Origin of the sequence: Microbacterium sp., assembly GCF_003248605.1 — a bacterium.
In the GTDB taxonomy this organism is placed as follows: domain Bacteria; phylum Actinomycetota; class Actinomycetes; order Actinomycetales; family Microbacteriaceae; genus Microbacterium.
The window spans coordinates 14594-36211 of record NZ_QFPF01000015.1 but is presented as its reverse complement, the minus strand read 5'-3'; the positions used below and the strand labels follow the sequence as shown (position 1 = coordinate 36211).

21 protein-coding genes and 1 pseudogene are annotated in these 21618 nt (G+C 71.9%); 7 read left to right on the top strand and 15 right to left on the bottom strand.

What is annotated here, in order from left to right:
• Positions 1-213 (bottom strand): annotated as a pseudogene (locus DI573_RS04105) (hypothetical protein); the annotation flags it as partial.
• Between the two features lie 80 nt (positions 214-293).
• On the opposite strand from DI573_RS04105, the gene DI573_RS04100 reads away from it, so the two are divergent.
• Together DI573_RS04100 and DI573_RS04095 are read left to right on the top strand one after the other, a co-directional pair.
• The gene (locus DI573_RS04100; RefSeq protein ID WP_292810941.1) at positions 294-785 is read left to right on the top strand and encodes a YajQ family cyclic di-GMP-binding protein; all 492 of its coding nucleotides are present in this window, start codon (positions 294-296) and stop codon (positions 783-785) included.
• An 8-nt stretch (positions 786-793) separates the two neighbouring features.
• A complete protein-coding gene (locus DI573_RS04095; protein ID WP_292810938.1) occupies positions 794-1237 on the top strand; it encodes a GNAT family N-acetyltransferase in 444 nt (147 codons plus the stop codon).
• Positions 1238-1246: 9 nt separating this feature from the next.
• Here DI573_RS04095 and DI573_RS04090 read toward each other — a convergent pair whose 3' ends face one another.
• From DI573_RS04090 to DI573_RS04065, 6 genes are all read right to left on the bottom strand, one after another.
• Positions 1247-1567: a hypothetical protein gene (locus DI573_RS04090; protein ID WP_292810936.1), complete on the bottom strand. Its 321-nt coding sequence runs from the start codon at positions 1565-1567 to the stop codon at positions 1247-1249.
• 36 nt (positions 1568-1603) lie between these two features.
• Positions 1604-2563: an alpha/beta hydrolase gene (locus DI573_RS04085; protein ID WP_292810945.1), complete on the bottom strand. Its 960-nt coding sequence runs from the start codon at positions 2561-2563 to the stop codon at positions 1604-1606.
• A 73-nt stretch (positions 2564-2636) separates the two neighbouring features.
• A complete protein-coding gene (locus DI573_RS04080; protein WP_292810934.1) occupies positions 2637-4010 on the bottom strand; it encodes an FAD-dependent oxidoreductase in 1374 nt (457 codons plus the stop codon).
• A gap of 56 nt (positions 4011-4066) precedes the next feature.
• Positions 4067-5128, bottom strand: a complete 1062-nt coding sequence (locus tag DI573_RS04075; protein ID WP_292810932.1) for a polyprenyl synthetase family protein — start codon at positions 5126-5128, stop codon at positions 4067-4069.
• Positions 5125-5856: a bifunctional demethylmenaquinone methyltransferase/2-methoxy-6-polyprenyl-1,4-benzoquinol methylase UbiE gene (gene ubiE / locus DI573_RS04070; RefSeq protein WP_292810930.1), complete on the bottom strand. Its 732-nt coding sequence runs from the start codon at positions 5854-5856 to the stop codon at positions 5125-5127. The genes DI573_RS04075 and ubiE overlap by 4 nt, the downstream gene beginning before the upstream one ends.
• Positions 5856-6425 (bottom strand): hypothetical protein, encoded by a 570-nt coding sequence (locus tag DI573_RS04065; protein WP_363331335.1) that lies wholly within the window; start codon positions 6423-6425, stop codon positions 5856-5858. Before DI573_RS04065 ends, ubiE begins: the two co-directional genes overlap by 1 nt.
• Before the next feature lie 25 nt (positions 6426-6450).
• Here DI573_RS04065 and DI573_RS04060 point away from each other — a divergent pair, with 25 nt between their 5' ends.
• A complete protein-coding gene (locus tag DI573_RS04060) occupies positions 6451-7731 on the top strand; it encodes an isochorismate synthase (RefSeq protein ID WP_292810925.1) in 1281 nt (426 codons plus the stop codon).
• A 13-nt stretch (positions 7732-7744) separates the two neighbouring features.
• Here DI573_RS04060 and DI573_RS04055 read toward each other — a convergent pair whose 3' ends face one another.
• From DI573_RS04055 to DI573_RS04045, 3 genes are read right to left on the bottom strand one after another with little or no spacing between them, the layout of a single operon-like run.
• Positions 7745-8605 carry a PPK2 family polyphosphate kinase gene (locus tag DI573_RS04055; protein ID WP_292810923.1) on the bottom strand — a complete coding sequence of 287 codons (861 nt, stop codon included), beginning with the start codon at positions 8603-8605 and terminating at the stop codon, positions 7745-7747.
• A 25-nt stretch (positions 8606-8630) separates the two neighbouring features.
• Positions 8631-10421 carry a 2-succinyl-5-enolpyruvyl-6-hydroxy-3-cyclohexene-1-carboxylic-acid synthase gene (menD, locus tag DI573_RS04050; RefSeq protein ID WP_292810921.1) on the bottom strand — a complete coding sequence of 597 codons (1791 nt, stop codon included), beginning with the start codon at positions 10419-10421 and terminating at the stop codon, positions 8631-8633.
• Between the two features lies 1 nt (position 10422).
• Positions 10423-10854 carry a PLD nuclease N-terminal domain-containing protein gene (locus tag DI573_RS04045; RefSeq protein ID WP_292810919.1) on the bottom strand — a complete coding sequence of 144 codons (432 nt, stop codon included), beginning with the start codon at positions 10852-10854 and terminating at the stop codon, positions 10423-10425.
• Between the two features lie 64 nt (positions 10855-10918).
• On the opposite strand from DI573_RS04045, the gene DI573_RS04040 reads away from it, so the two are divergent.
• On the top strand, positions 10919-11242 hold the full coding sequence (locus DI573_RS04040) for a DUF4229 domain-containing protein (protein ID WP_292810916.1): 324 nt from the start codon (positions 10919-10921) through the stop codon (positions 11240-11242).
• Here the strand turns inward: DI573_RS04040 and DI573_RS04035 are convergent.
• Genes DI573_RS04035 through DI573_RS04020 form a run of 4 tightly spaced genes read right to left on the bottom strand, consistent with a single transcriptional unit; the run spans position 11198 to position 15025 of the window.
• Positions 11198-12175: a 1,4-dihydroxy-2-naphthoate polyprenyltransferase gene (locus DI573_RS04035; RefSeq protein WP_292810914.1), complete on the bottom strand. Its 978-nt coding sequence runs from the start codon at positions 12173-12175 to the stop codon at positions 11198-11200. The genes DI573_RS04040 and DI573_RS04035 overlap by 45 nt on opposite strands.
• Positions 12176-12181: 6 nt before the next feature.
• Complete coding sequence (locus DI573_RS04030) at positions 12182-13300, bottom strand: AMP-binding protein (protein ID WP_363331334.1); 1119 nt, start codon at positions 13298-13300, stop codon at positions 12182-12184.
• The gene (locus DI573_RS04025) at positions 13288-14211 is read right to left on the bottom strand and encodes a 1,4-dihydroxy-2-naphthoyl-CoA synthase (protein WP_292810912.1); all 924 of its coding nucleotides are present in this window, start codon (positions 14209-14211) and stop codon (positions 13288-13290) included. Before DI573_RS04025 ends, DI573_RS04030 begins: the two co-directional genes overlap by 13 nt.
• Positions 14212-14221: 10 nt before the next feature.
• Entirely contained in the window at positions 14222-15025 is an 804-nt protein-coding gene (locus tag DI573_RS04020) for an LLM class F420-dependent oxidoreductase (protein ID WP_292810910.1), read from the bottom strand.
• A gap of 34 nt (positions 15026-15059) precedes the next feature.
• Here DI573_RS04020 and DI573_RS04015 point away from each other — a divergent pair, with 34 nt between their 5' ends.
• Entirely contained in the window at positions 15060-16076 is a 1017-nt protein-coding gene (locus tag DI573_RS04015; RefSeq protein WP_292810908.1) for an o-succinylbenzoate synthase, read from the top strand.
• On the opposite strand, the gene DI573_RS04010 is transcribed toward DI573_RS04015, so the two are convergent.
• Entirely contained in the window at positions 16048-16698 is a 651-nt protein-coding gene (locus tag DI573_RS04010) for a TetR/AcrR family transcriptional regulator (protein ID WP_292810905.1), read from the bottom strand. The two genes, DI573_RS04015 and DI573_RS04010, sit on opposite strands and share 29 nt — an antisense overlap.
• A gap of 125 nt (positions 16699-16823) precedes the next feature.
• Here DI573_RS04010 and DI573_RS04005 point away from each other — a divergent pair, with 125 nt between their 5' ends.
• The gene (locus DI573_RS04005; RefSeq protein ID WP_292810903.1) at positions 16824-19604 is read left to right on the top strand and encodes an MMPL family transporter; all 2781 of its coding nucleotides are present in this window, start codon (positions 16824-16826) and stop codon (positions 19602-19604) included.
• Complete coding sequence (locus DI573_RS04000) at positions 19601-21595, top strand: YhgE/Pip family protein (protein ID WP_292810902.1); 1995 nt, start codon at positions 19601-19603, stop codon at positions 21593-21595. The genes DI573_RS04005 and DI573_RS04000 overlap by 4 nt, the downstream gene beginning before the upstream one ends.
• The last annotated feature ends 23 nt before the right edge of the window (positions 21596-21618 follow it).

Below are 21618 nucleotides of genomic sequence, written 5' to 3'. Positions count from 1 at the left end.
GTTGCTCGACGCGGCAGCGGCAGCCGGGGAGATCAGTCCCGACCTCGACGCCGAGGAGCTGCTCATCGCGGTGAGCCGTCTCTGCACGGCCGGCCCGGCCTGGGTGAGCGACTCGTTGAGCTGCCAGCCATACATCGGTTCGCGCGCCAGGAGGGCGAGCACGCAGTACTCGACCACGCCCTTACGCATTTGTGCGCCGACGTCGTGACTCATGTTTAACACGCTACCCTGTATAGCACGCTAGCGGTCACGCCGCCCGCGTCGCACTGAACGCCACTGGCTAGAATTGCAGAATGGCAAACGACTCGAGCTTCGACATCGTCAGCAAAGTCGACCACCAGGAGGCCGAGAACGCCCTCAACCAGGCCCGCAAAGAGATCGAGCAGCGCTACGACTTCAAGGGCACGGGCGCCTCGATCGAATGGTCGGGTGAGCAGGTGCTCATCAAGGCGAGCAGCGAGGAGCGCGCCAAGGCGGTGCTCGATGTGTTCCAGTCGAAGCTCATCAAGCGGGGCATCTCGCTGAAGAGCCTCGACTCGGGCGAACCGTTCGCCAGCGGCAAGGAGTACCGCATCGTCTCCTCCATCAAGGACGGCATCTCGCAGGAGAACGCCAAGAAGATCGGCAAGATCATCCGCGACGAGGGGCCCAAGTCGGTCAAGTCGCAGATCCAGGGAGACGAGCTGCGCGTGCAGTCCAAGAGCCGCGACGACCTGCAAGAGGTCATCCGCGTACTCAAGGCCGCCGACCTCGACGTCGACCTCCAGTTCATCAACTACCGCTGAGCCGCGTCGTGGCGGCCGGGTACGTGTTCTCCGACTCCCGAGCCGCCATCGACCGCGCCCGCGTTCACGGCTGGCTCAGCGAGCAGGCCTACTGGGCTCTCGGACGTACGCGTGAGGTTCAGGATGCTGCGATCGACGCCTCGCGCAACTACGGCGTCTTCGAGCGCGACTCAGGCGAACAGGTCGCGTATGCCCGTGTCGTCACGGACGCAGCGACCTTCGCGTGGCTGTGTGACGTCTTCGTATCCCCGCGGGTGCGGGGAACGGGCGTCGGCAAGCAGCTCATCGCCGGCGTCGTAGCCGACCTCGAGCCGCTCGGTCTGAAGCGGATTCTGCTCGCCACCGGCGATGCGCACGGACTCTATGCTCAGTACGGCTTCGCGGCCCTCGACGACCCCACCACGATGATGGCGCGCACCACCATCGCACCGGCGAATCCGGCCGTGGGCTGAGCGCAGCGCTCAGCCGAACCAGCCGGCGAACAGCCCGACGATCCCGAGCACGACGAGCAGGGCGAAGACGAGACCTCCGACGGGCCAGCCGAAGCCCGCACCTCGGCGCACGGCGAAGAACAGCCCCACCACGCCCAGCAGACCCGCGATCACCGCGAACATCATCGCCATCGGGAAGGTGAAGAAGAACAGCCACGGCGCCTCGGGCGAGACGGTCACCGCGAGCAGCAGCACGATCACGCTCGGCAGCAGCCCGACGGCCATCGTGATGACGCTCGCGAGACCCCACCGACGCGCGACGGTGGCTGCGGGCGCCGGATCCATGCTCATGACGCCCAACGTATCGCCCCGCGCCCGTGCAAGCCGTCAGCGCCGGGCCACGAAACCGGACACCCAGCGGTCCAGACGGGCGTACGCCTGCCGCCGAGGCTCGGGCCGCGAGAGGAACACATCGTGCAGCGCCCCCGTGATCCGCTCCACCGTGACCGACGGGCCCAGACGCAGCGCCGCCCGTGCGATGTCGTCGACCACGAGCACCGAATCGGCACGCGTGAGCTCGTCCGACCACCGTGTCGGAACGGCGCTGCGCGCCGAGAGCAGCACGCACACGGGCGCCTCGATCGCGAGGCCCGCCGCGACCTGGGCGTGGCCGAGGAGCACCGCGTTCAGCCAGCCCGCGTGCACCGGCATCGAGTGCTCCGGCCGCCACTGCGGATTCACCTCGACGGGATCGTCGGGATCCGCCGCCTCGGCTTGCGCGCGCGAGTAGAAGCCGAGATCGACCTGCGGGGCGACATCCAGGGGCCGCATCCGCGCCTGCAGCCCCACGAGGGGCGCGACGGCCGCCCGGGTGATGCCGCTCAGCTGGAACTCCAGCCATGGGCTGTTCAGGATCACCGCCGACGCCACGCCGGGGTGCCGGTGCGCCCACAGACTGAGGATGAGCCCGCCCGTGGAATGCCCGAGCAGCACCAGGCGACGCGCCGTCGGCCCGGGCTCCATCCCGCGCCCCATCGCCGTCAACCCGGCGGCGATGTCGGCGTCGTAGACGGCGAGATCGTTGACGTACCCCGGCGTCTGTCCCGGCCGCAGCGACCGGCCGTACTTGCGCAGATCGAGCGCGAAGAAGCGCGCACCCCGTTCCGTGAAGTACCGCCCCAGCCGTCGCTGGAAGAAGTAGTCCGACCACCCGTGCACGTACAGCACGTCGACGTCGGCGAGCGGGCGCCGGTCGCCGAACACGGCCCCGAGACGCCCGCGCCCCGGCAGCGCCCGCACGAGGGTCGCGACGACATCGCCCTCGTCATCGGTGCCGAGAGGCAGCATCCGCTGCTCGAACCCGGTCCCGAGGATGTCGGGGATCCAGGTCTCGCGGTTCACACCGCCAGGCTAACCCGCCTCACTCGCCCCGCGAGACGCGCACCATCTCGTCGCGCGGGACGACCTTGATGCGGGCGCGCTCGTGCGGCGCGCCCAGCGCGACCTCGTGCTCGTCGAGGCGGTGCCAGCCCTCGAGGTCGGTCCACGCGATGCCGCGCGAGGCCAGCAGCTCGGGGATCGCCGGCTCCGACGGATCCTCGGGCTGCCACCACGACCCCTGGTCGTTGATCAGGTGCCGCACGGTCTCCATCGCGTCGGACTTGGTGTGTCCGATCAGTCCCACCGGGCCCCGCTTGATCCAGCCCGTCGCGTAGACGCCGGGCACGCGCTCGTTGGAGTCCTTGCGCAGCACCTGGCCCTCGTGGTTGGGGATGACGCCGTGCCGCTTGTCGAACGGCACCCCGGGCAACGGCGACCCGAAGTAGCCGACGGCACGGTAGATCGCCTGGATGGGCACCTCGCGCAGCTCGCCGGTGCCGGTGACCCCGCCCTCGCCGTCGGGCCGCGTGCGCTCGTACACGAACGACGACACCCGACCCTCGGCATCCTTCGTGACCTCCACCGGCTTCGCCCAGAAGTGCAGGTGCAGACGACGGGATGCTGTGCCGCCGGTGTTGTTGACCGAGTCCCTGGCGCGCCACGACTGCAGCACGCGGTCGATGACCATGACCTGCTTGTTGCTCGCGATCGCGGCCTTGGAAGCCTCGTCGTAGTCGAAATCCTCGTCGTAGACGACCATGTCGACATCGCGCAGTTCGCCGAGCTCCCGCAGCTCGAGGGGGGTGAACTTGACCTGCGCGGGGCCGCGACGGCCGAAGACGTGCACGTCGGTGACCGGCGATGCCTTCAGGCCCTGGTAGACGTTGTCGGGAACCTCGGTGGGCAGCAGGTCGTCGGCGTGTTTGGCGAGCATGCGCGAGATGTCGAGGGCGACGTTGCCGTTGCCGATCACCGCCACCGATTCCGCGGTGAGCGGCCAGGTGCGCGGCACGTCGGGGTGTCCGTCGAACCAGCTGACGAAGTCGGCCGCACCGTAGGAGCCCTCGGCGTCGATCCCAGGGATGCGCAGATCGGTGTCGCGCACCGCGCCGGTGGCGAAGATGACGGCGTGATAGTGCTGCTTCAGATCCTCGAGGGTGATGTCCTCGCCGAAGCGCACGTTGCCGAAGATCCGGATGTCACCGCGGTCGAGCACTTCGCGCAGCGCCGTGATGATGCCCTTGATGCGCGGGTGATCGGGGGCCACGCCGTAGCGCACCAGACCGTAGGGAGCGGGCAGCTGCTCGAACAGGTCGATCGACACGTCGAATTTGCGCTCGGCCTTGAGCAGGATGTCGGCGGCGTAGATGCCCGCGGGTCCGGCGCCGACGATGGCCAGCCTCAGTCTGGTCACGGAGGATTCCTTTCGGATCGAGCGGCGCGGGGTCGCGCCCTGAGCCTGTCGAAGGCTCAGCTGCTGCGGTCGACGACGACCTCGGCGAATCGGGTGAGCGCCTCGCGAACCGGACCGCTCGGCAGGGGCGTGAGGGCGGCGACCGCATGGTCTGACCACTCGTGCGCGAGGCGCAGCGTCGCCGCGGTGGCGTCGTGTTCGCGCAGCTGTGCGAGATCGTCGTCGAGGATGGCGGGATCGGCGCCGTCGGCGATGCGGGCGACGCCCTCGTCGATGCGGGTGCGCAGGGCGATGGATGCCGAGTCCTCGCGCTCGCCGAGGAGCAGGTAGGGCATGGTCGGAACGCCGGCGCGCAGATCGGTGCCGGGCACCTTGCCCGTCTCGTCTGCGTCGGCCGAGAGGTCGATGACGTCGTCGAGCAGCTGGAACGCGACGCCGATCTTCTCGCCGAACACGCGCATCGGCTCTTCGAACTCGGCGGGGCCGCCCGAGAAGACGACACCGGTCTGGGCGGCCGCGGCGATGAGCGAGCCGGTCTTGTCGGCGAGCACCTGCAGGTAGAACGCGACCGGGTCATCGCCCGCCTGGGCGCCCACGGTCTCGTGCATCTGGCCGAGCACGAGCCGCTCGAACGTGTCGGCCTGCAGCTGGATGGCGCGCTCGCCGTGCCGCGCCATGATCTGGCTCGCACGGGAGAAGAGCAGGTCGCCCGTGAGGATCGCGACGTTGTTGCCCCAGACCGCGTGTGCACTCGGCACCCCGCGGCGCACGTCCGCACCGTCCATCACATCGTCGTGGTAGAGCGAACCGAGGTGTGTCATCTCGAGCGCCACGGCGCCCTCCACGACCCGCACGGTCGCCCCGTCGCCGAGCTGCGAGGTCAGCAGGGTGAGCATCGGACGGATGCGCTTGCCGCCGGCCTCGTAGAGATACCGGCTGGTGGTGTAGGCGAGCGCGTCCGAGACGCGCAGTTCGTCGGCGAGCGCGGCCTCGACCGCCTCGAGGCCGTCCTCGACGCGCGAGAGGAGCTTGCGGGCGCGCGGACCCGCGAAGACGCGCTCGGTCAGACCGAGTCGGCTCGCCAGGTGCGAGCCCGGCGCAGAGGGGCTCGGGGTCACCCGTCCAGCCTACCGGCGGGTTTCACCGCGCGGTGCAGGGCGACGATTCCGAACGAGAGGTTGCGGTGCGCGACGGCCGACCACCCGGCCTGGCGGATCCACGCCGAGAGTGTGCGCTGGTCGGGCCAGTCCTTGATCGATTCGTTCAGGTACTGGTACGCGTCGGCGTTCGAGCTCACGACCCGCGCGACCAGCGGCAGCACCCGTTCGTTGTAGAAGCCGTAGAGCTTCGCGAAGGCCGGCTGAGGGGGGTGCGAGAACTCGCAGACCACCAGGCGCCCGCCGGGTTTGGTCACCCGCAGCAGTTCGGCGAGCGCCTTCTTCGGATCGATCACGTTGCGCAGCCCGAACGACATCGTCACGACGTCGAACTCGTCGTCGCCGAAGGGCAGTGCCGTCGCGTCGGCCTGGGTGAACGACAGATTCGGGATGCCGCCGTGACGCCGCCTGCCCTCGGCGATCATCCCCGGCGAGAAGTCGGCGGCGGTCACCCGCGCGCCACTGCGGGCGAGGGCGACCGACGATGCCCCCGTCCCCGCGGCGAGATCGAGGATGCTCATGCCGGGACGCGGGTCGACCGCTCGAGTCGTGGCGATCCGCCACAGCTGATCGTTGCCCAGGCTCAGCACGGTGTTCGTCGTGTCGTACCGGGTGGCGACGGTGTCGAACATGCCGCTCACACGCGACGGGTCCTTGCCGAGATCGGCGCGGTTCGGCTGGTCGGTCATCACCCGTCGAGTCTAGGCGCGCGATCTTCGAGGGCGGCGAGGGCTGCCAGCCACCGCGCGGCCGTCGCAGGGTCGTAGGGCGCCTCGTGGTCGCGGACGCGCCGCTCGAGATCGGCGGCGCGGCGCTCGAGGGCTTCGACGATGTCGAGCGGATACCCGTAGCGCACGCGGTGCTCCTCCCACTCGTCGATGTCGTCGATCCAGATGCCGCGCTCCGCGTGGTCGACGACGTCGAGGTCCATGTCGATGCCCGAGGGCTCGTACTCCCCCATGCCGGAGGCCACGGGCGCCCAGCGCACGTCCCAGGCGAGATCGATGTAGACGCGGGTGCGGTGCGGGGGTGCGTTCATCGTCAGGGCGTGATCGCCCGCGGGCGGCAGCAGCGTGACGTTGTCGTGCGGGGCGACCACGTCCCGACCGGGCCGCACACTCCGCCAGCCCGCGCGCTGCCCGAACCAGTCGCCGTGCGCATCGGCGCCGAGGTACACGCACTCGTGCAGCCAGTGCACGCCGCCGTCCCACTTGCGCCAGCGGAAGAAGAGCCGCGTTCCCACGGCGGGCCGAGCCATCACGGTGCGAGTCTAGGCTGGAGAGGTGACCCCGCCCGCCCCGCCCCGTGTGCGCCGGCTCGTGGTCCACACCCGCGAGGTCGACCCGATCGAAGACATCCTGGCCTACGCCAGCCCCGCCGATCCCCTGGTCTGGCAGCGCCGCGGCGACGGATTCGTGGGCATCGGCATGCTCGCGGCCCTCGAGGTCGGGGGGCGTCGCCCCGAACCCGACAGCGGCACGCGCTCCGCGGCCCTCGCCGAGGCGTGGCGCGCTCTCGCCGCGGCCGCGGACGTGCACGACGAGGTGGGACTTCCGGGCACCGGCCTCGTCGGTTTCGGCGCGCTCGCCTTCGCCGACGGCTCGGCATCCACGAGCACGATCATCGTGCCCGAGGTCATCGTCGGACGCCGGGACGGCCGCTCGTGGATCACGACGGTCCGTCGCCCCGACGCGGACGCGACGGACCCGCAGCCGCGGCCATGGGGCGAGTACTGGTCGGCGACCCTCGGGCCGGGCACGCTCGATGCTCCGGGGTACCAGCGCGCCGTGCGCGGGGCGCTCGGCGCGATCCGCGCGGGAGAGGTCGCCAAGGTCGTGCTCGCGCGCGATCTCGAGGGCACCGTGCCCGCCGGCGCCGACCTGCGCCGCCTCGTCCGCGCCCTCGCGGGCGGGTATCCCGATGTCTGGACCTTCGCGGTCGACGGGCTCATCGGGGCGAGTCCCGAGACCCTCGTGACCGTCGCCGGCGGCACCGTCACCGCCCGCGTGCTGGCGGGGACGGCCTCGCGCGGCGCAGACGCCGACACCGACATCCGGGCCTCCCTCGATCTCGCCACGAGCGCGAAGGACCAGGACGAGCATCAATACGCCGTGCGCAGCGTGCTCGCGGCGCTGCGGCCCCACACGAGCGCGCTCGCCTCGGGAGAGACGCCCTTCACGCTCAAGCTGCCCAACGTCTGGCACCTGGCGACCGACATCGAGGGCGAACTCTCGCACGGCGCCTCGGCCCTCGACCTCGTCGGGGCGCTGCATCCGACGGCGGCGGTCGCCGGCAGCCCCACTCCCGCAGCGCTGGCGGCGATCGCGCGCCTCGAGCCCTTCGACCGCGGCCGGTACGCCGGTCCCGTCGGGTGGATCGACGCGTCCGGAGACGGCGAGTGGGCGATCGCCCTGCGGTGCGCGCAGTTCGGCGAGAGCGATGCGGAGGGAACACGGCCGGTGCACGCCCACGCGGGCGCCGGCATCGTCTCCGGCAGCGACCCCGAGTCCGAGCTGCTCGAGACGAGGGTGAAGTTCCGCCCGATCGTCGACGCGCTCGCCTGAGCAGGCCCGCGGGCTACGTCGCCGCGAGGCGCCTCTTCTCGGCCTCGATGTCGTAGTCGGCGGCCGGCCACTGCGGGTCGATGGATTCGAGCGCGTCGAGCAGCAGCGCCTGCACCGCCAGTCGCGAGTACCACTTGCGGTCGGCCGGCACGACGAACCACGGCGCGATGTCTGTCGACGTGCGCTCGAAGACGCTCTGGTACGCCGACATGTAGTGCGGCCAGCGCACGCGCTCGTCGACGTCGCCCGGGTTGTACTTCCAGTGCTTGTCGGGACGATCGAGCCGCTCCCGCAGACGCGCCGCCTGCTCCTCGTAGGAGATGTGCAGCATCACCTTGACGATGCGGATGCCTCGGCCCACGAGCTGCGCCTCGAAGGCGTTGATGGCGTCGTAGCGGCCCTCGATCTCGTCCTCATCGGCGAGGTGGCGCACCCGCCCGATGAGCACGTCCTCGTAGTGCGAGCGGTCGAACACGCCGATCATGCCGGGCTCGGGCACGCGCCTCTCCACGCGCCAGAGGAAGTCGTGCTCGAGCTCCTCCGGTGTGGGCTTCTTGAAGGCGGCCAGCTGTACCCCCTGCGGATCGACGCCGCCGACGACGTGGCGGACGATGCCGCCCTTGCCCGCGGTATCCATCGCCTGCAGCACGAGCAGGACGGCGTCGGGCGCGCCGCCGCGGCTGGCGGCGAACAGCCGCTCCTGGTACTCGCCGAGCGCCAGCAGCCCGGACGCGAGATCCGCCTGCCCGCCGTCCTTCATGCCCTCGTACCCCGGCGTGGACTGCGGGTCCCGGCCCGAGAGCACGAAGCCCGCGCCCGCTCTCAGGACGGTGGCGGGGTCGGCGCTCCAGTTGTGCTGGCTCTTGGCGATCATGCGCTCATCCTGCCGCACGAGCCCCTCAGCGCGGCAGCGGCACCTCGATGAGCTGCCGGCCGCCGACGGGAGCCGTCAGCAGCTGGTCGAGCGCCGCGCGCGTGGTGACCCGGTGATACTCCCATCCGTACGCGAGCGCCAGATGCTCGAGGCGCACGTCGTGGGGCGTGTACATCACGCGATCGAGCACGCTCGCCTCCGCGAGCGCGGCCACCTCGAGCCCGTCGAAGATGGTGCCGCCGCCGTCGTTGCCGACGATGACCTGCACCCGGGGTTCGGCCTCGGCGGGGGGCAGCAGCATCGCGCCGACGTCGTGCAGCAGCGCCAGGTCGCCGAGCACGACGCGGGTGACACCCGGCCGGCCGTCGCGCTGGCTCGCGAGGGCGATGCCGATCGCGGTTGCGACCGTGCCGTCGATGCCCGCCACGCCGCGATTGGCGTGTACCGGCACCTTCTTTCCCGGCAGCAGCTGGTCGGCCACGCGCACCAGCCGCGACGAGCCGAACATCAGGCGATCGTGCGGCCAGCTCGCACGCCAGACCGCGTCGACCAGGCCCGGGCGATCCAGCGGCCGGCGGACGGCGTCGAGCTCGGCATCCACCGCGCGCAGACGCTCGGCGGGATCGGTCGAGGACAGCCCCTCGACATCCGGCGCGGCCGGCGCAAGATCGACCATCCCCGCCCGCGACGCGCTCATCCAGGCGCCGAGCCAGTCGCGATCGGGATCCCCCGCGGCAGCGGTGACGGCATCCACCGACTCGGTGACGCCGTTGAGGTTCAGCCGCTCGCCGGGACCGCGCACGGCGATGACCTGCACGTCGGCGCGCGAGAGCACGGCCACCACCTCGCGGCTGAGCGTCGGGCGGCCGAAGACGATCGCACGCTCGATGCGCCCGCCGAGCTCGGCATCGCCCAGCAGCCGCCGGTATCCGTGCACGACGAGGCGACCGAAGCGCGCGCCGCTGACGATCTCGGCGATGAGGGGCCACGATCCCCGGTGCGCGAGCAGTTCGGCGTCGGGCCCGGCATCGGCTCCCGCGATCACGACGGTGCGCGGGCCCCGCTCGAGCACGAACGGGTCGGGCTCGAGCGGGTCGGCGACATCCGCGTCCCCGATTCCTCCGCCGCCCTGATAGAGAGCGCCGGAGCCCTCGTCGGGGTCGACCACGACGTCGGGGGTGGTGCGCCGGGGCGCGGTGAACCAATCCGGCAGCGCGCCCGCGAGCGGCTCGCGCAGGGGCAGATTGATGTGGGCGGGACCCGCGGAGCGGGAGCCCGCCCCGGCCGCCGCGACGTAGGCGTCGACGGCGATGGCACGGAAGGTCGCCGTCTGCGCGGCCAGGGCGTCGCCCTCGTCGGCCTCGGGCACGGGTGCGTCGAGCGCGAACCGCGTCCAGGGTCCGAACATGCCGGGCTGGCGGGTGGTCTGGTTGGCACCGACGCCGCGCAGCTCGGGCGGGCGATCGGCGCTGAGCAGCAGCAGAGGCACCCCGGCGTGGTGGGCTTCGGCGGCCGCGGGCATCAGGTTGGCGACGGCGGTGCCGGAGGTGCACACGACGGCGACGGGCCGCTGGGACTCGCGCGCGAGGCCCAGAGCCGTGAAGCCCGCCACCCGCTCGTCGACGCGCACGTGCAGCGCGATCTCGCCGCGCCGCTCGAGGTCGGCGGCCGCGAGCGCGAGCGCCTGCGAACGCGAGCCGGGGCTGAGTACGACGTCGGTGAGCCCGAGCCGGACGAGCTCATCGAGCAGGGCGGCCGCGGCGCACGTGGCGGGGCTCGCCTCGGAGAGCGGCCGATCGCCGCCGACGACCGACACGTCAGCCGATGGCGCCGCGGCGGGGACCGCGGGGGTCGTCGCCGTCGGGGTCAGGGGTCTCGTCGGGTTCGGCGTCGGGGGCCGGCGTCGTGCCGGCGCGGGCGTCGCGCGGGTCGTCGGCCTCGGCGTCGAGCTGGGCGAGCTCCTCTTCGAGACGGCGGATGCGCTCGTCCTGATCCGAGATCGTGCCGATCTTGCCCAAGAAGTCCGGATCGTCGTCGGGTGCCCGGCGGGTGGCGGCGCCCTGCTTGCGTCCACGGCCGATGATGAACCACAGCAGGCCACCGATGACCGGCAGCAGCACGATGATCGCGAGCCACACGCCCTTCGACACGCCGCGGTGACGCGAAGGCGGCTGCACGGCGCAGTCCACGATGCTGACGACGTAGAACGCCAACGCCAGCACCGCCAGGATCAGCAGGACGCGGGGCATCTGCCCATCCTAGGCGTCCCCGGGTGAGAAGGGGCCGTGCGCGTGCGGCGCCTAAAATGAAGGGGTGAACCTGCCGCCCGTCCTCGTCTACACCGTGCTGCGGCTGCTGGCCTTCCTCGTCCCGCTCGGCCTCATGATGCTGCTGCCGATCTTCCGCGACAACTGGCTGCTGGCTGTGATCTTCGCCGCCCTCATCGGGCTGAGCCTGTCGATGATCTTCCTGCGCAGGCCGCTCGACGCCGTGACGGGCGAGCTGGCCGCGAAACGGCAGCGCCGGAGGTCGGAGTCCACCGCATCGCAGGACGAAGACGTCGAGGATGCCGCGACCGAGGCCCCGCGCCGCTCAGGCGACGAGCGCCCAGGCCAGCAGCCCCGCGTAGACGAGTGAGGTCAGCGAGGTCAGGGCGAGCGCGGTGACGAGCTCGCGCGGCGCGCGGTACGACCACACGATCAGGATCGCCGGAAGCCCCGCGAGCAGGGCGAGCAGCGTCAACCAGGCCACGGGGTAGAACAGCGCGAGGAATCCCGCGATCCCGAACGGCGCGAGCACGAACAGGGTGAACACCACCTGCGTGGCGCGACGTCCGATCAGCACGCTGAGCGTGCGCTTGCCGGCCGCGCGGTCCTGGTCGATGTCGCGGAGGTTGTTCGCCAGCAGAACCGCGCAGGCGAGCAGCCCCATCGCGACCGCCGCGAACCAGGACTCCTGGGGCAGCGCGAGCGCCTGCACCCAGGTGGTGCCGAGGGTCGCCACGAGGCCGAAGAAGACGAACACGAACACCTCGCCGAGCGCCATGTATCCGTAGGGCCGCTTGCCGCCCGTGTACAGCCACCCCGCGACGATGCAGAGCGCGCCGACCAGCAGCAGCCACCACTGCTGGGTGCGGATGACGATGGCGAGGCCGGCGAGCGCGGCGAGCGCGAAGAACGTGAGCGAGACCGTCAGCACCGCGCGAGGCGACGCCTTGCGCGAGGCGGTCAGGCGGGCGGGACCGACGCGGTGGTCATCGGTGCCGCGGATGCCGTCGCTGTAGTCGTTGGCGTAGTTGACGCCGATCTGCAGACAGACAGCCACGGCGAGGCAGGCGAGCGCGATCACCCAGTGGAACACGCCCGTTGCGAGCACGGCCGCGGCCGTGCCGACGACGACGGGTGCGACCCCGAGCGGAAGGGTGCGCAGCCGCGCCGCGCCGATCCAGTCGCGCGCGGTGGCGGGGGTGACCCGCACCGCCGTCTTGGCCGGACGGCGACCCGCGGGGTGCCCGCCCGTGCGCTTACGGCTGCCGGGGTTCTTGCGGTTCTTCGCGGGTGATCCTGCCACGAGGGATCATCCTAGGCGGCGACCGCCGAATCGCTCGCGCAGGGCCACCCGATCGGGTTTGCCGGAGGCCAGCAACGGCAACGCATCGACCCGCACGATCTCCCGCGGGCGCGCCGGCGCGCCGAGGGCGCTCTGCACGGCGGCGCGGGCGTCGGCGAGGTCGTGCGCCGCTCCCTCCGCCGTCACGACGACGGATGCCTCCCCCCATGTCTCGTCTGCGACCCCGATCACGACGGCATCGCGCAGTGCGGGCACCGTGTGCACCGCGGACTCGACGAGGTCGAGGCTGATGTTCACGCCGCCCGAGACGATGACGTTGTCGGCTCGGCCCGTGATGCGCAGCATCCCGCCGTCGACGGAGCCGAGGTCGCCGGTGCGGTACCAGCGCTCGTCGTCGAGCGTCGGGAAAGCCCGCGCGGACCCGGCCGGATCGTCGACGTATGCGGTCGCGAGCACGGGGCCCGTGATCAGCACCTCACCGGAGCGGATGCGCAGACGCACGCCGTCGAGAGGCGTGCCGTCGTACACACAGCCACCCGCGGTCTCGGTGGAGCCGTAGGTGCGCACGAGTCGCACCCCGCGGGCCGCCGCCCGCTCGAGAAGGTCGGGCGGGGTCTGCTGCCCGCCCACGAGCACCGCGTCGAAGCGCGCGAGCGCCTCGGGGGCGGTCTCGAGGAGTCCCCGCACCTGTGCCGGCACGAGGGAGGTGAAGGCGGGGATGCCGCCCGGCAGCCGCCGCGTCGCCGCCTCGAACGCGGCACCTCCGGTCCGGTCGACGGTGGCGACGGGGGCACCCGCGAGGGCGGCGCGCACGAGCACCTGGATGCCGGCGATCCGGGATGCCGGCAGCGCGAGCACCCACGCTCCCGCCCCGATCCGGCCGGCGGTGGCCCGTGCGCTCGCACTCAACGCGTCCGCCGTCAGCGCGACGCGTTTGGGGATGCCCGTGGAACCGCTCGTGGCGAGGACGAGAGCGGTGCCGGGCGGGATGTCGCGGGCGCCGATCCGCGCGGGGTCGGTGCCGACGACGACCGGCGGACCGGCGCCATCCATCGCCCGGATCAGCGCCGCCTGCAGCGCCGACGGGTCGGCGGGGTCCCCCGGAACGGGCGTCAGTAGTGCCACGGGTAGGGCGACCAGTCGGGATCGCGCTTCTCGAGGAACGAGTCGCGCCCCTCGACCGCCTCGTCGGTGCCGTAGGCCAGACGCGTCGCCTCGCCCGCGAAGACCTGCTGACCGACCATGCCGTCGTCGACGGCGTTGAAGGCGAACTTGAGCATGCGGATCGCGGTCGGGGATTTCGTGAGGATCGTGCGCGCCATGTCGATCGCCTCGCGCTCGAGCTCGGCGTGCGGCACGACCCGGTTGACGGCGCCCATCTCGTACGCGCGCTGTGCCGAGTACTCCTCGGCGAGAAAGAAGACCTCCCGCGCAAACTTCTGCCCGATCTGGCGGGCGAAATACGCGCTGCCGTATCCGGCGTCGAACGACCCGACGTCGGCATCGGTCTGCTTGAACCGGCCGTGCTCGGCGCTCGCGATCGACAGATCGCACACGACGTGCAGGCTGTGCCCCCCGCCTGCGGCCCACCCCGGGATCACGCCGATGACGACCTTGGGCATGAAGCGGATGAGGCGCTGGACCTCGAGGATGTGCAGACGGCCGGCGCGCGCGGGCGCTTCGACCGACTCGGCGACCGACTCGGCCCCTGAGCTCGTCGAAGGGGCGTACTCGTAGCCCGACCGTCCCCGGATGCGCTGGTCGCCGCCGGAGCAGAACGCCCATCCGCCGTCCTTCGGGCTCGGGCCGTTGCCGGTGAGCAGGACGACGCCGACCCGCGGGTTCTGGCGTACGCGGTCGAGGGCGTCGTAGAGCTCGTCGACGGTGTGCGGGCGGAACGCGTTGCGCACCTCGGGACGATCGAACGCGATGCGGGCGATCCGGCCGTCGGGCGAGAGGTGCGCCGTGATGTCGGTGTAGTCGTCGGCGCCGGGGGCCGGAGCCCAGGCGTCGGCGTCGAAGAGCTCGGAGACCATGGATCCCAGCCTAGGCACCCGCCGTGTTGCGCTCGTCGCGCCAGCGCAGCCAGCGTTCGACGAGCGCCCAGTCGAAGTCGGGGCCGCGCAGCGCCAGCGTGAACAGCCGCACGCCGCCCGCGAAGAGCGCGTCGACCTCATCGTTGCTGCGCCGGTCGAGCTCGTTCGAGACGATCAGGCGGCTCACGTCGCCGCCGTCCCGCGCGGCCCACTCCTCGATCACCGAGATCTTGTGCGCGAGCCCCTCGGAGGTGGTGAAGCTGTGCCAGTAGTCCGCGTGCCGCGCGACGATGCGCAGGGTCTTCTGCTCACCCGCGCCGCCGATGAGGACGGGGATCTCGCGCGTGGGGGGCGGGTTGAGGACGCCCCAGCGCGCGCGGATGCGCTCGAGCCCGTCGGCCAGATCGTTCAGTCGCGATCCCGCGGTGCCGAACTCGTACCCGTACTCGTCGTAGTCGCGCTGAAACCAGCCCGATCCGGTGCCGAAGATGAACCGGCCCTCGCCGCCCTTCGCGCTGATGTGGTCGATGGTGCGCGCCATGTCGGCCTGCAGGTCGGGGTTGCGGTAGCTGTTGCAGTTGACCAGGGCGCCGAACTGCACCCGCTCGGTCTGCTCGGCCCAGGCCGCCAGCTCGGTCCAGGATTCGAAGTGCAGGCCGTCGGGGTCGCCGGAGAGCGGGAAGAAGTGGTCCCAGTTGAACAGGATGTCCACCCCCATCCCCTCGGCGCGGACGACGGCCTCGCGGATGAGCTCGTAGGAGGTGTGCTGGGGCTGCAGCTGCACGCCGAGCATGACGGGAGTCTCGAGAAGCATGCGGTCAGCCTACGACCGGGGCAGGATGGACAGCGTGACCGACGATGCCGCGCCCCTGCCCCCGTTCGACGAGCTGCGCGAGGGAGCGCGGGTGGTGGCGCTGCCGATGCGCACCCGGTTCCGCGGGGTCGACACACGCGAGGCGCTGCTGCTGTCGGGCCCGGGCGGCTGGAGCGAGTTCTCCCCCTTCGCCGAGTACGACGACGACGAGGCGGCGACGTGGCTGTCCGCCGCGATCGATTTCGGGTGGATGCCGCAGCCTCCCGCCGTGCGGCACGAGATCCGCGTGAACGCCACCGTCCCGGCGGTGCCGGCCGAGTCCGTGCCCGAGATCCTCGCTCGCTTCGAGGGCTGCCGCACGGCCAAGGTGAAGGTCGCGGAACCGGGACAGACGCTCGCCGATGACGTCGCCCGCGTGCGCGCGGTGCGTCGCGAGATGGGCCCGGAGGGGCGCATCCGAGTCGACGCCAACGGGGCATGGAACCTCGACGAGGCCGAGCACGCCGTGCACGTGCTCGCCGACTGCGACCTCGAATACATCGAGCAGCCTTGCGCGTCGGTCGACGAGCTGGCCGAGCTGCGCCGCCGCATCGGCTACCTCGACATCCCCATCGCCGCCGACGAGAGCGTGCGCCGCGCCACGGATCCCCTCGCGGTCGCACGAGCGGGGGCCGCCGACATCCTCGTGATCAAGGCCCAGCCGCTGGGCGGCGTGCGCCGCGCGCGGCGGATCGTCGAGGAGGCGGGGCTGCCCGCCGTCGTCTCGAGCGCGCTGGACACGTCGGTCGGACTGTCGATGGGCGCAGCGCTCGCCGCGGCCCTCCCGCAGCTCGACTACGACTGCGGTCTCGGCACCTCGGTCCTGTTCGCCGCCGACGTGTGCGAGCCCCCGCTGACGCCCTCCTTCGGCGCGATCCCCGCGCGGCGCGTCGTGCCCGACGCCGACGCGCTCGCGGCGCGTGCCGCATCACCCGAGCGACGGGAGTGGTGGCTGCAGCGCCTCGAGCGCTGCTACGCCGTGCTCAGCGCCCGGACGGACGCGCCGAGATGATGAGGGCCGTCGCGCGCCCGAGCTCCTCGCTCGTGCGTCGGCGGATCTCGTCGGCGTCGGCACCGGCCATGACCGCGCGGACCGAGCACGACTCGAACACCGTCATCATGATGCGCGCCGCCTCCTGGGCAGGCAGCCGCAGCTCGAGATCCTTCGCGCGGGAGATGTCGTCGATGATCTGGGCGATGCTCACGAGCACCTCGGCCTCCTGCGCGAGGTAGGCGGTCGCAAGCTGCGGGTCGCGCAGCGCGTGGATGCGGATCTCGGCCATCAGCAGCACACCGAGGCGGTCATCCGATGAGACGTCCATGACCTGCTGCACGAGCTGCACGGCGCTGCCGGGGGCGACGTCGAACCTGCCCTCCCCCTCGAGCGCGGCCACACGCGCCGTGACCGCATCGACGCGCTCGCGCGCGACCCTCGCCGACAGCTCGAGGAACAGCTCGTCCTTGGACTCGAAGTTGGAGTAGAACGCGCCGCGGGTGAACCCCGCCCGCTCGCACACCGCCTCGACCGACGCGGCATCCAGACCGACCTCGGCGAACACCTGGGCGGCAGCATCCAGCAGCCTCTGACGGGTAGTCTCGCGACGACGGGTCGTCGGGGTGGCGGACTCGCTCATTCGCCGTCCTTTCGACGTGTTCACACGGACTACTCAGGTTCGGGTGCGTAGCCGTCCCTACGATACACCTATGTATCGGATACAACGCCGTATCGAACTCGTCCGTCCGTAGTTCTGGAGGCACCGTGTCCACACTGCTCTACGCCCTCGGCCGCTGGTCGTACCGTCACGGCGGTCGCGTGCTGGTGGCCTGGCTGCTGCTGCTCGGGCTGACCGGCGCGGGGGCGCTGTTCCTGAACCAGGGCACCGACAACTCCTTCTCGATCCCCGGCACCGAGGCGCAGGAGGGCATCGAGCAGCTGAACCGCACGTTCCCGCAGGCCAGCGGCACGAGCGCGCAGTACATCGTCGTCGCGGCGGAGGGCGATCGGGTCGACGAGGAGCCCTACTCCTCGGCCATCGCCGGATCGATCGCCGACATCGAGGCGCTCGAGGGAGTGCTCGCCGTCACCGACCCCTTCGACGAGATGGTCTCGGGCCTCGTCACCGAAGACGCCTCCGCCGCGCTCGTACGCCTGCAGTTCGATGGACAGGCCACCGACGTTCCCGCCGAGTCGCGCGACGCCCTGACGGCGCTCACCGACGAGCTCGGCGCCGAGCTGCCCGAGGGCAGCGAGGTCGCCCTCGGCGGCGACCTGTTCTCGCAGTCGGTGCCGGGAGTCACCATCACCGAGGCCGTCGGCCTGATCATCGCCCTGCTCGTGCTGATCGTCACCTTCCGCTCCTTCGTCATGGCGGGGCTGCCCCTGCTGACCGCGATCATCGGGGTCGGCCTGTCGATGGCGGGGATCTTCGTCGCGACGCTGGTGGCGCCGATCTCGTCGACGACCCCTCTGCTGGCGCTCATGCTGGGACTCGCGGTCGGCATCGACTACGCCCTCTTCATCGCCGCACGGCATCAGGACCAGGTGCGGGAGGGCGTGGATCCGGAGGAATCGGCGGCCCGGGCCACGGGCACCGCGGGCTCCGCGGTCGTGTTCGCCGGCGTCACCGTGCTGATCGCCCTCATCGGCCTGTCGTTCGCCAACATCCCGTTCCTGACGACGATGGGAATCGCGGCCGCGGCGGCAGTCGCCATCGCCGTCCTCGTCGCCGTCACCCTCACCCCCGCCATGCTCGGCTTCGTCAAGGGCAAGGCGATGGGCAGGATGCCGCGGCCCCGTGCCGCGAAGACGCCCCGACCCGGCTTCGCCGCACGGTGGGTCGGCGGGGTCACCAAGCGCCCCCTCGTCACGACCATGGCCGTCGTCGTCGGGCTGGGCGTGCTCGCGATCCCCGCGGGCAGCCTCGCCCTAGCTCTGCCGAACGCGGGCATGCTGCCCGAGGACTCCCAGGCCCGGCAGAACTACGACCTGGTCGCCGAGGAGTTCGGCCCCGGATTCAACGGGCCGCTCATCATGACCGGGACGATCGTGACATCGACCGATCCGCTGGGGCTGATGGAGGACCTCGCCGCCGAGATCGAGCAGGTGCCGGGCGTGCGCGAGATCGCCCTCGCCACCCCGAACGAGACCGCCGACACCGGCATCATCCAGATCATCCCCGAGACCGCCCCCGACTCCCCCGAGACAGCGCAGCTCGTGCGCGATCTGCGCGCCGAGCACGACCGGCTTCTCGACGAGTACGGCGTCGACCTGAAGGTCACGGGGTTCACCGCCGTCGCCATCGACATCTCGGACCGGCTGGGGCAGTCCCTGGTTCCGTTCGCGATCTTCGTCGTGGGCCTCTCGTTCGTGCTACTGATGATCGTCTTCCGCTCGATCGCGGTGCCCCTCACGGCGGCCCTCGGCTACCTCCTCTCGGTCGCCGCGGCCTTCGGTGTCGTCGCGGCCGTGTTCGAGTGGGGCTGGTTCGCCGATCTCCTGCACGTGACCAAGGTCGGGCCCGTGATCAGCTTCATGCCGATCGTGCTCATGGGGGTGCTGTTCGGGCTCGCGATGGACTATCAGGTCTTCCTCGTCACCCGCATGCGCGAGGACTTCGTCCACGGGATCGACAAGACCCGTGCCGGAGCGGTCGCCGCCGTGCGTTCGGGCTTCACCGCCTCGGCGCGCGTGGTCACCGCCGCCGCTCTGATCATGTTCGCGGTCTTCGCCGCGTTCGTGCCCGAGGGCGACTCATCGATCAAGCCGATCGCCCTGGGCCTTGCGGTGGGCATCGCCGTCGACGCCTTCCTCGTGCGCATGACCCTCATCCCCGCGCTCATGGCGCTTCTGGGCGAGAAGGCGTGGTGGATCCCGCGGTGGCTGGATCGGATGCTGCCTTCCTTCGACGTCGAGGGCGACGCCGTGCGCCGCGAGCTCGAGTACGCGGACTGGCCGGAGCCCCGGACGACCGCCGTCGTCGCGGCCGAAGGCCTCGCGCTCACCGAGGAGGACGTCACCGTGTTCGCCGAGGTGAGCGTGCGCGTCGAGCCCGGCGAGACCCTCGTCGTGACCGCCCCCGACCCGCGCGCCGCGCGGGCCCTGCTCCTCGCCGTCGCCGGCCGCGTCACCCCCACCGCGGGTCTGCTCAAGGTCGCCGGCCACCTGTTGCCCGGGCGCTCCGCGTGGGTGCGCGCCCACGTCGGCGTCGCCCTGCTCAGCGACGCCGACGACCCGCTCGACGACCTGCGCCGCGCGCTCGCAGGCCCCCCGCGCACGGTGGTGGTCGACGGACTCGATCGCGTCGCCGATCCCGCCGCGCGCGACGAGGCCGCGGCACTGCTGCGCGATGCCGGAGAGCGGGTGGCGGCGCGCGGGGGCGAGCTGACCGTCCTCGTCTCTGCCCGCCGCGAGCCCGTCGCGCTGGCCCTCCTGGCCGAGGCGCGCCGCCCCGGCGTCCGCGGCCTGTCGCTCTCCGCGGCGTCGGCGCCGGCATCCCCTCTTCCCCTTTCTCCCTCGACCGAGACCGAGGTGCACGCATGACCCTCCCCATCGAACGAGCGCGCACGCGCCGACCCGTCACCTGGCTCACCGTCATCGGTGTGCTGCTGCTGCCCGCCGTGCTCGGGGCGATCCTCGTCACTGCCCTCTACGACCCCACCGAACGCCTCGATGCGATGACGGCCGCGATCGTGAACGAGGACGAACCCGTCACGATCGACGGCCAGACGACGCCGCTCGGGCGCCAGCTGACCGCCGGTCTGGTCGAGGGGTCCGACGACGTCGCCTCCAACCTGAACTGGGTGCTCTCCAACGCCGACGACGCCGCCGCGGGTCTCGCCGACGGCACCTACCAGGCCGTCGTGACGATTCCCGAGAACTTCTCCGCCGCCGCGACGTCCTCGGGCACCTCCCTCTCGCAGGTCGAGGGGGCATCCGCCCCCTCGCGCGCCGTCATCGAGGTCACCACGCCTCCCGACGCCCTCATCGTCGACGACGCCATCACCGCGCAGATCACGCAGACCGCGGCCTCCGTGCTCGGCGAGCAGCTCTCGACGCTCACTCTCGAGAACGTGTTCGTGGGGTTCACGACCCTCGGCGACCAGCTCGGCGAGGCCGCGCGCGGCGCCTCCGACCTCGCCGACGGCGCCCAGCAGGCCGCGGACGGGGCTGCCGAACTGCCGGGCGGGGTCGCGGCGCTCGGTGAGGGGGCCACCGAGCTCGCCTCCGGCGCCGGCCAGCTCGCCGGCGGACTCGCGACGATCGCCGACGAGACCCGCGGGGCCGGCGACGGCGCCCAGCAGATCGCCGACGGCGCGAACGCCGGCGCCGCCCAGATCGAGGCGCAGGGCCTCGTGCCCGCGCAGCTGCTCGAACTCGCCACCGGCACGCAGACCGCTGCGACGGCGGCCGCGCAGCAGTCCAGTGCCCTCGCACAGGGACTCGCCGATCTCTCCGCCACCTGCGTGGACGAGGGCGGCTCGGAGGAGTTCTGCGCCGCGCTCGGCACGCAGGTCGCATCCGCGTCGGAGGCCGCCCGCACCATGGAGGGCGCCGCGACCCAGGCCTCGTACACCGCCGTCGGGCTCGACCAGCTCGCGGCGGCGCTCCCGGGCGAGATCGCGGGCCAGTTCCGCGCGCTCGGCTCGGGCGTCGGCGAGCTCGCGGGTGGTCTCGACCAGCTCGCGGCGGGCGTCGACCAGTCCGCCTCCGGCGCCGCCGGGCTGCAGTCCGGCGCCGCGCAGCTGGGCGCGGGACTCACGGAACTCGAGACGGGCACGGCGACACTCGCCACCGGCGTCGGTGAGCTCGCCACGGGCACGGCGTCGCTCGCCGACGGCCTCGCCGAGGCATCCACCGCCCTGCCCTCGTACAGCGACAGCGAGGCGCAGACCCTCGCCGAGGTCGTCAGCGACCCGGTCGAGGCGAACGGCATCGGCTCGTCGCTGTTCGGTGCCTCGGCGATCCCGCTCCTGGCCATGCTCGTGCTCTGGTTCGGATCGCTCGCGACCTACATCGTGATGGGCGCGGCGAGCGCCAAAGCCCTCTCCTCCCGTCGCCCCTCGGCCCTCCTCGCCCTGCGCGCCTTCACCCCCGCCGCCCTCGTCGGCGCCGGGCAGGGCCTGCTCGTGGCGATCGTCGTGCAGATCGCGGCCTCCTACGAGTGGGGGGCGTGGTGGTCGTTCGCCGGGGTCAGCGTGCTCGCCGGTGTCGCGTTCGCCGCGATCAATCAGGCGCTCGTCGCGGTGCTCGGCGGGGCCGGCCGCTGGGTTGCCGCTCTCGTGGGTGTGCTGGCCGTGGCGACCGGCATCGTCTCGACCGTTCCGGGCGTGCTCGCCTCGGTCGCGACCCTCGTCCCGACCTCACCGGCCTACCACGCGATGCTCGGCGCCCTCATCGGCGGCGGTGGCGTCGCGGCGGGAGTCGGCGCGTTGATCGTGTGGGGCCTGCTCGCGCTGGTGGCCACGACGCTGGCGGTGGCGCGCAGGCGCACCACGTCTGCGCGGGCACTGCTGACGGCATCCGTCGCCTGACTCCGCGGGGCGCGGCGGCAGCG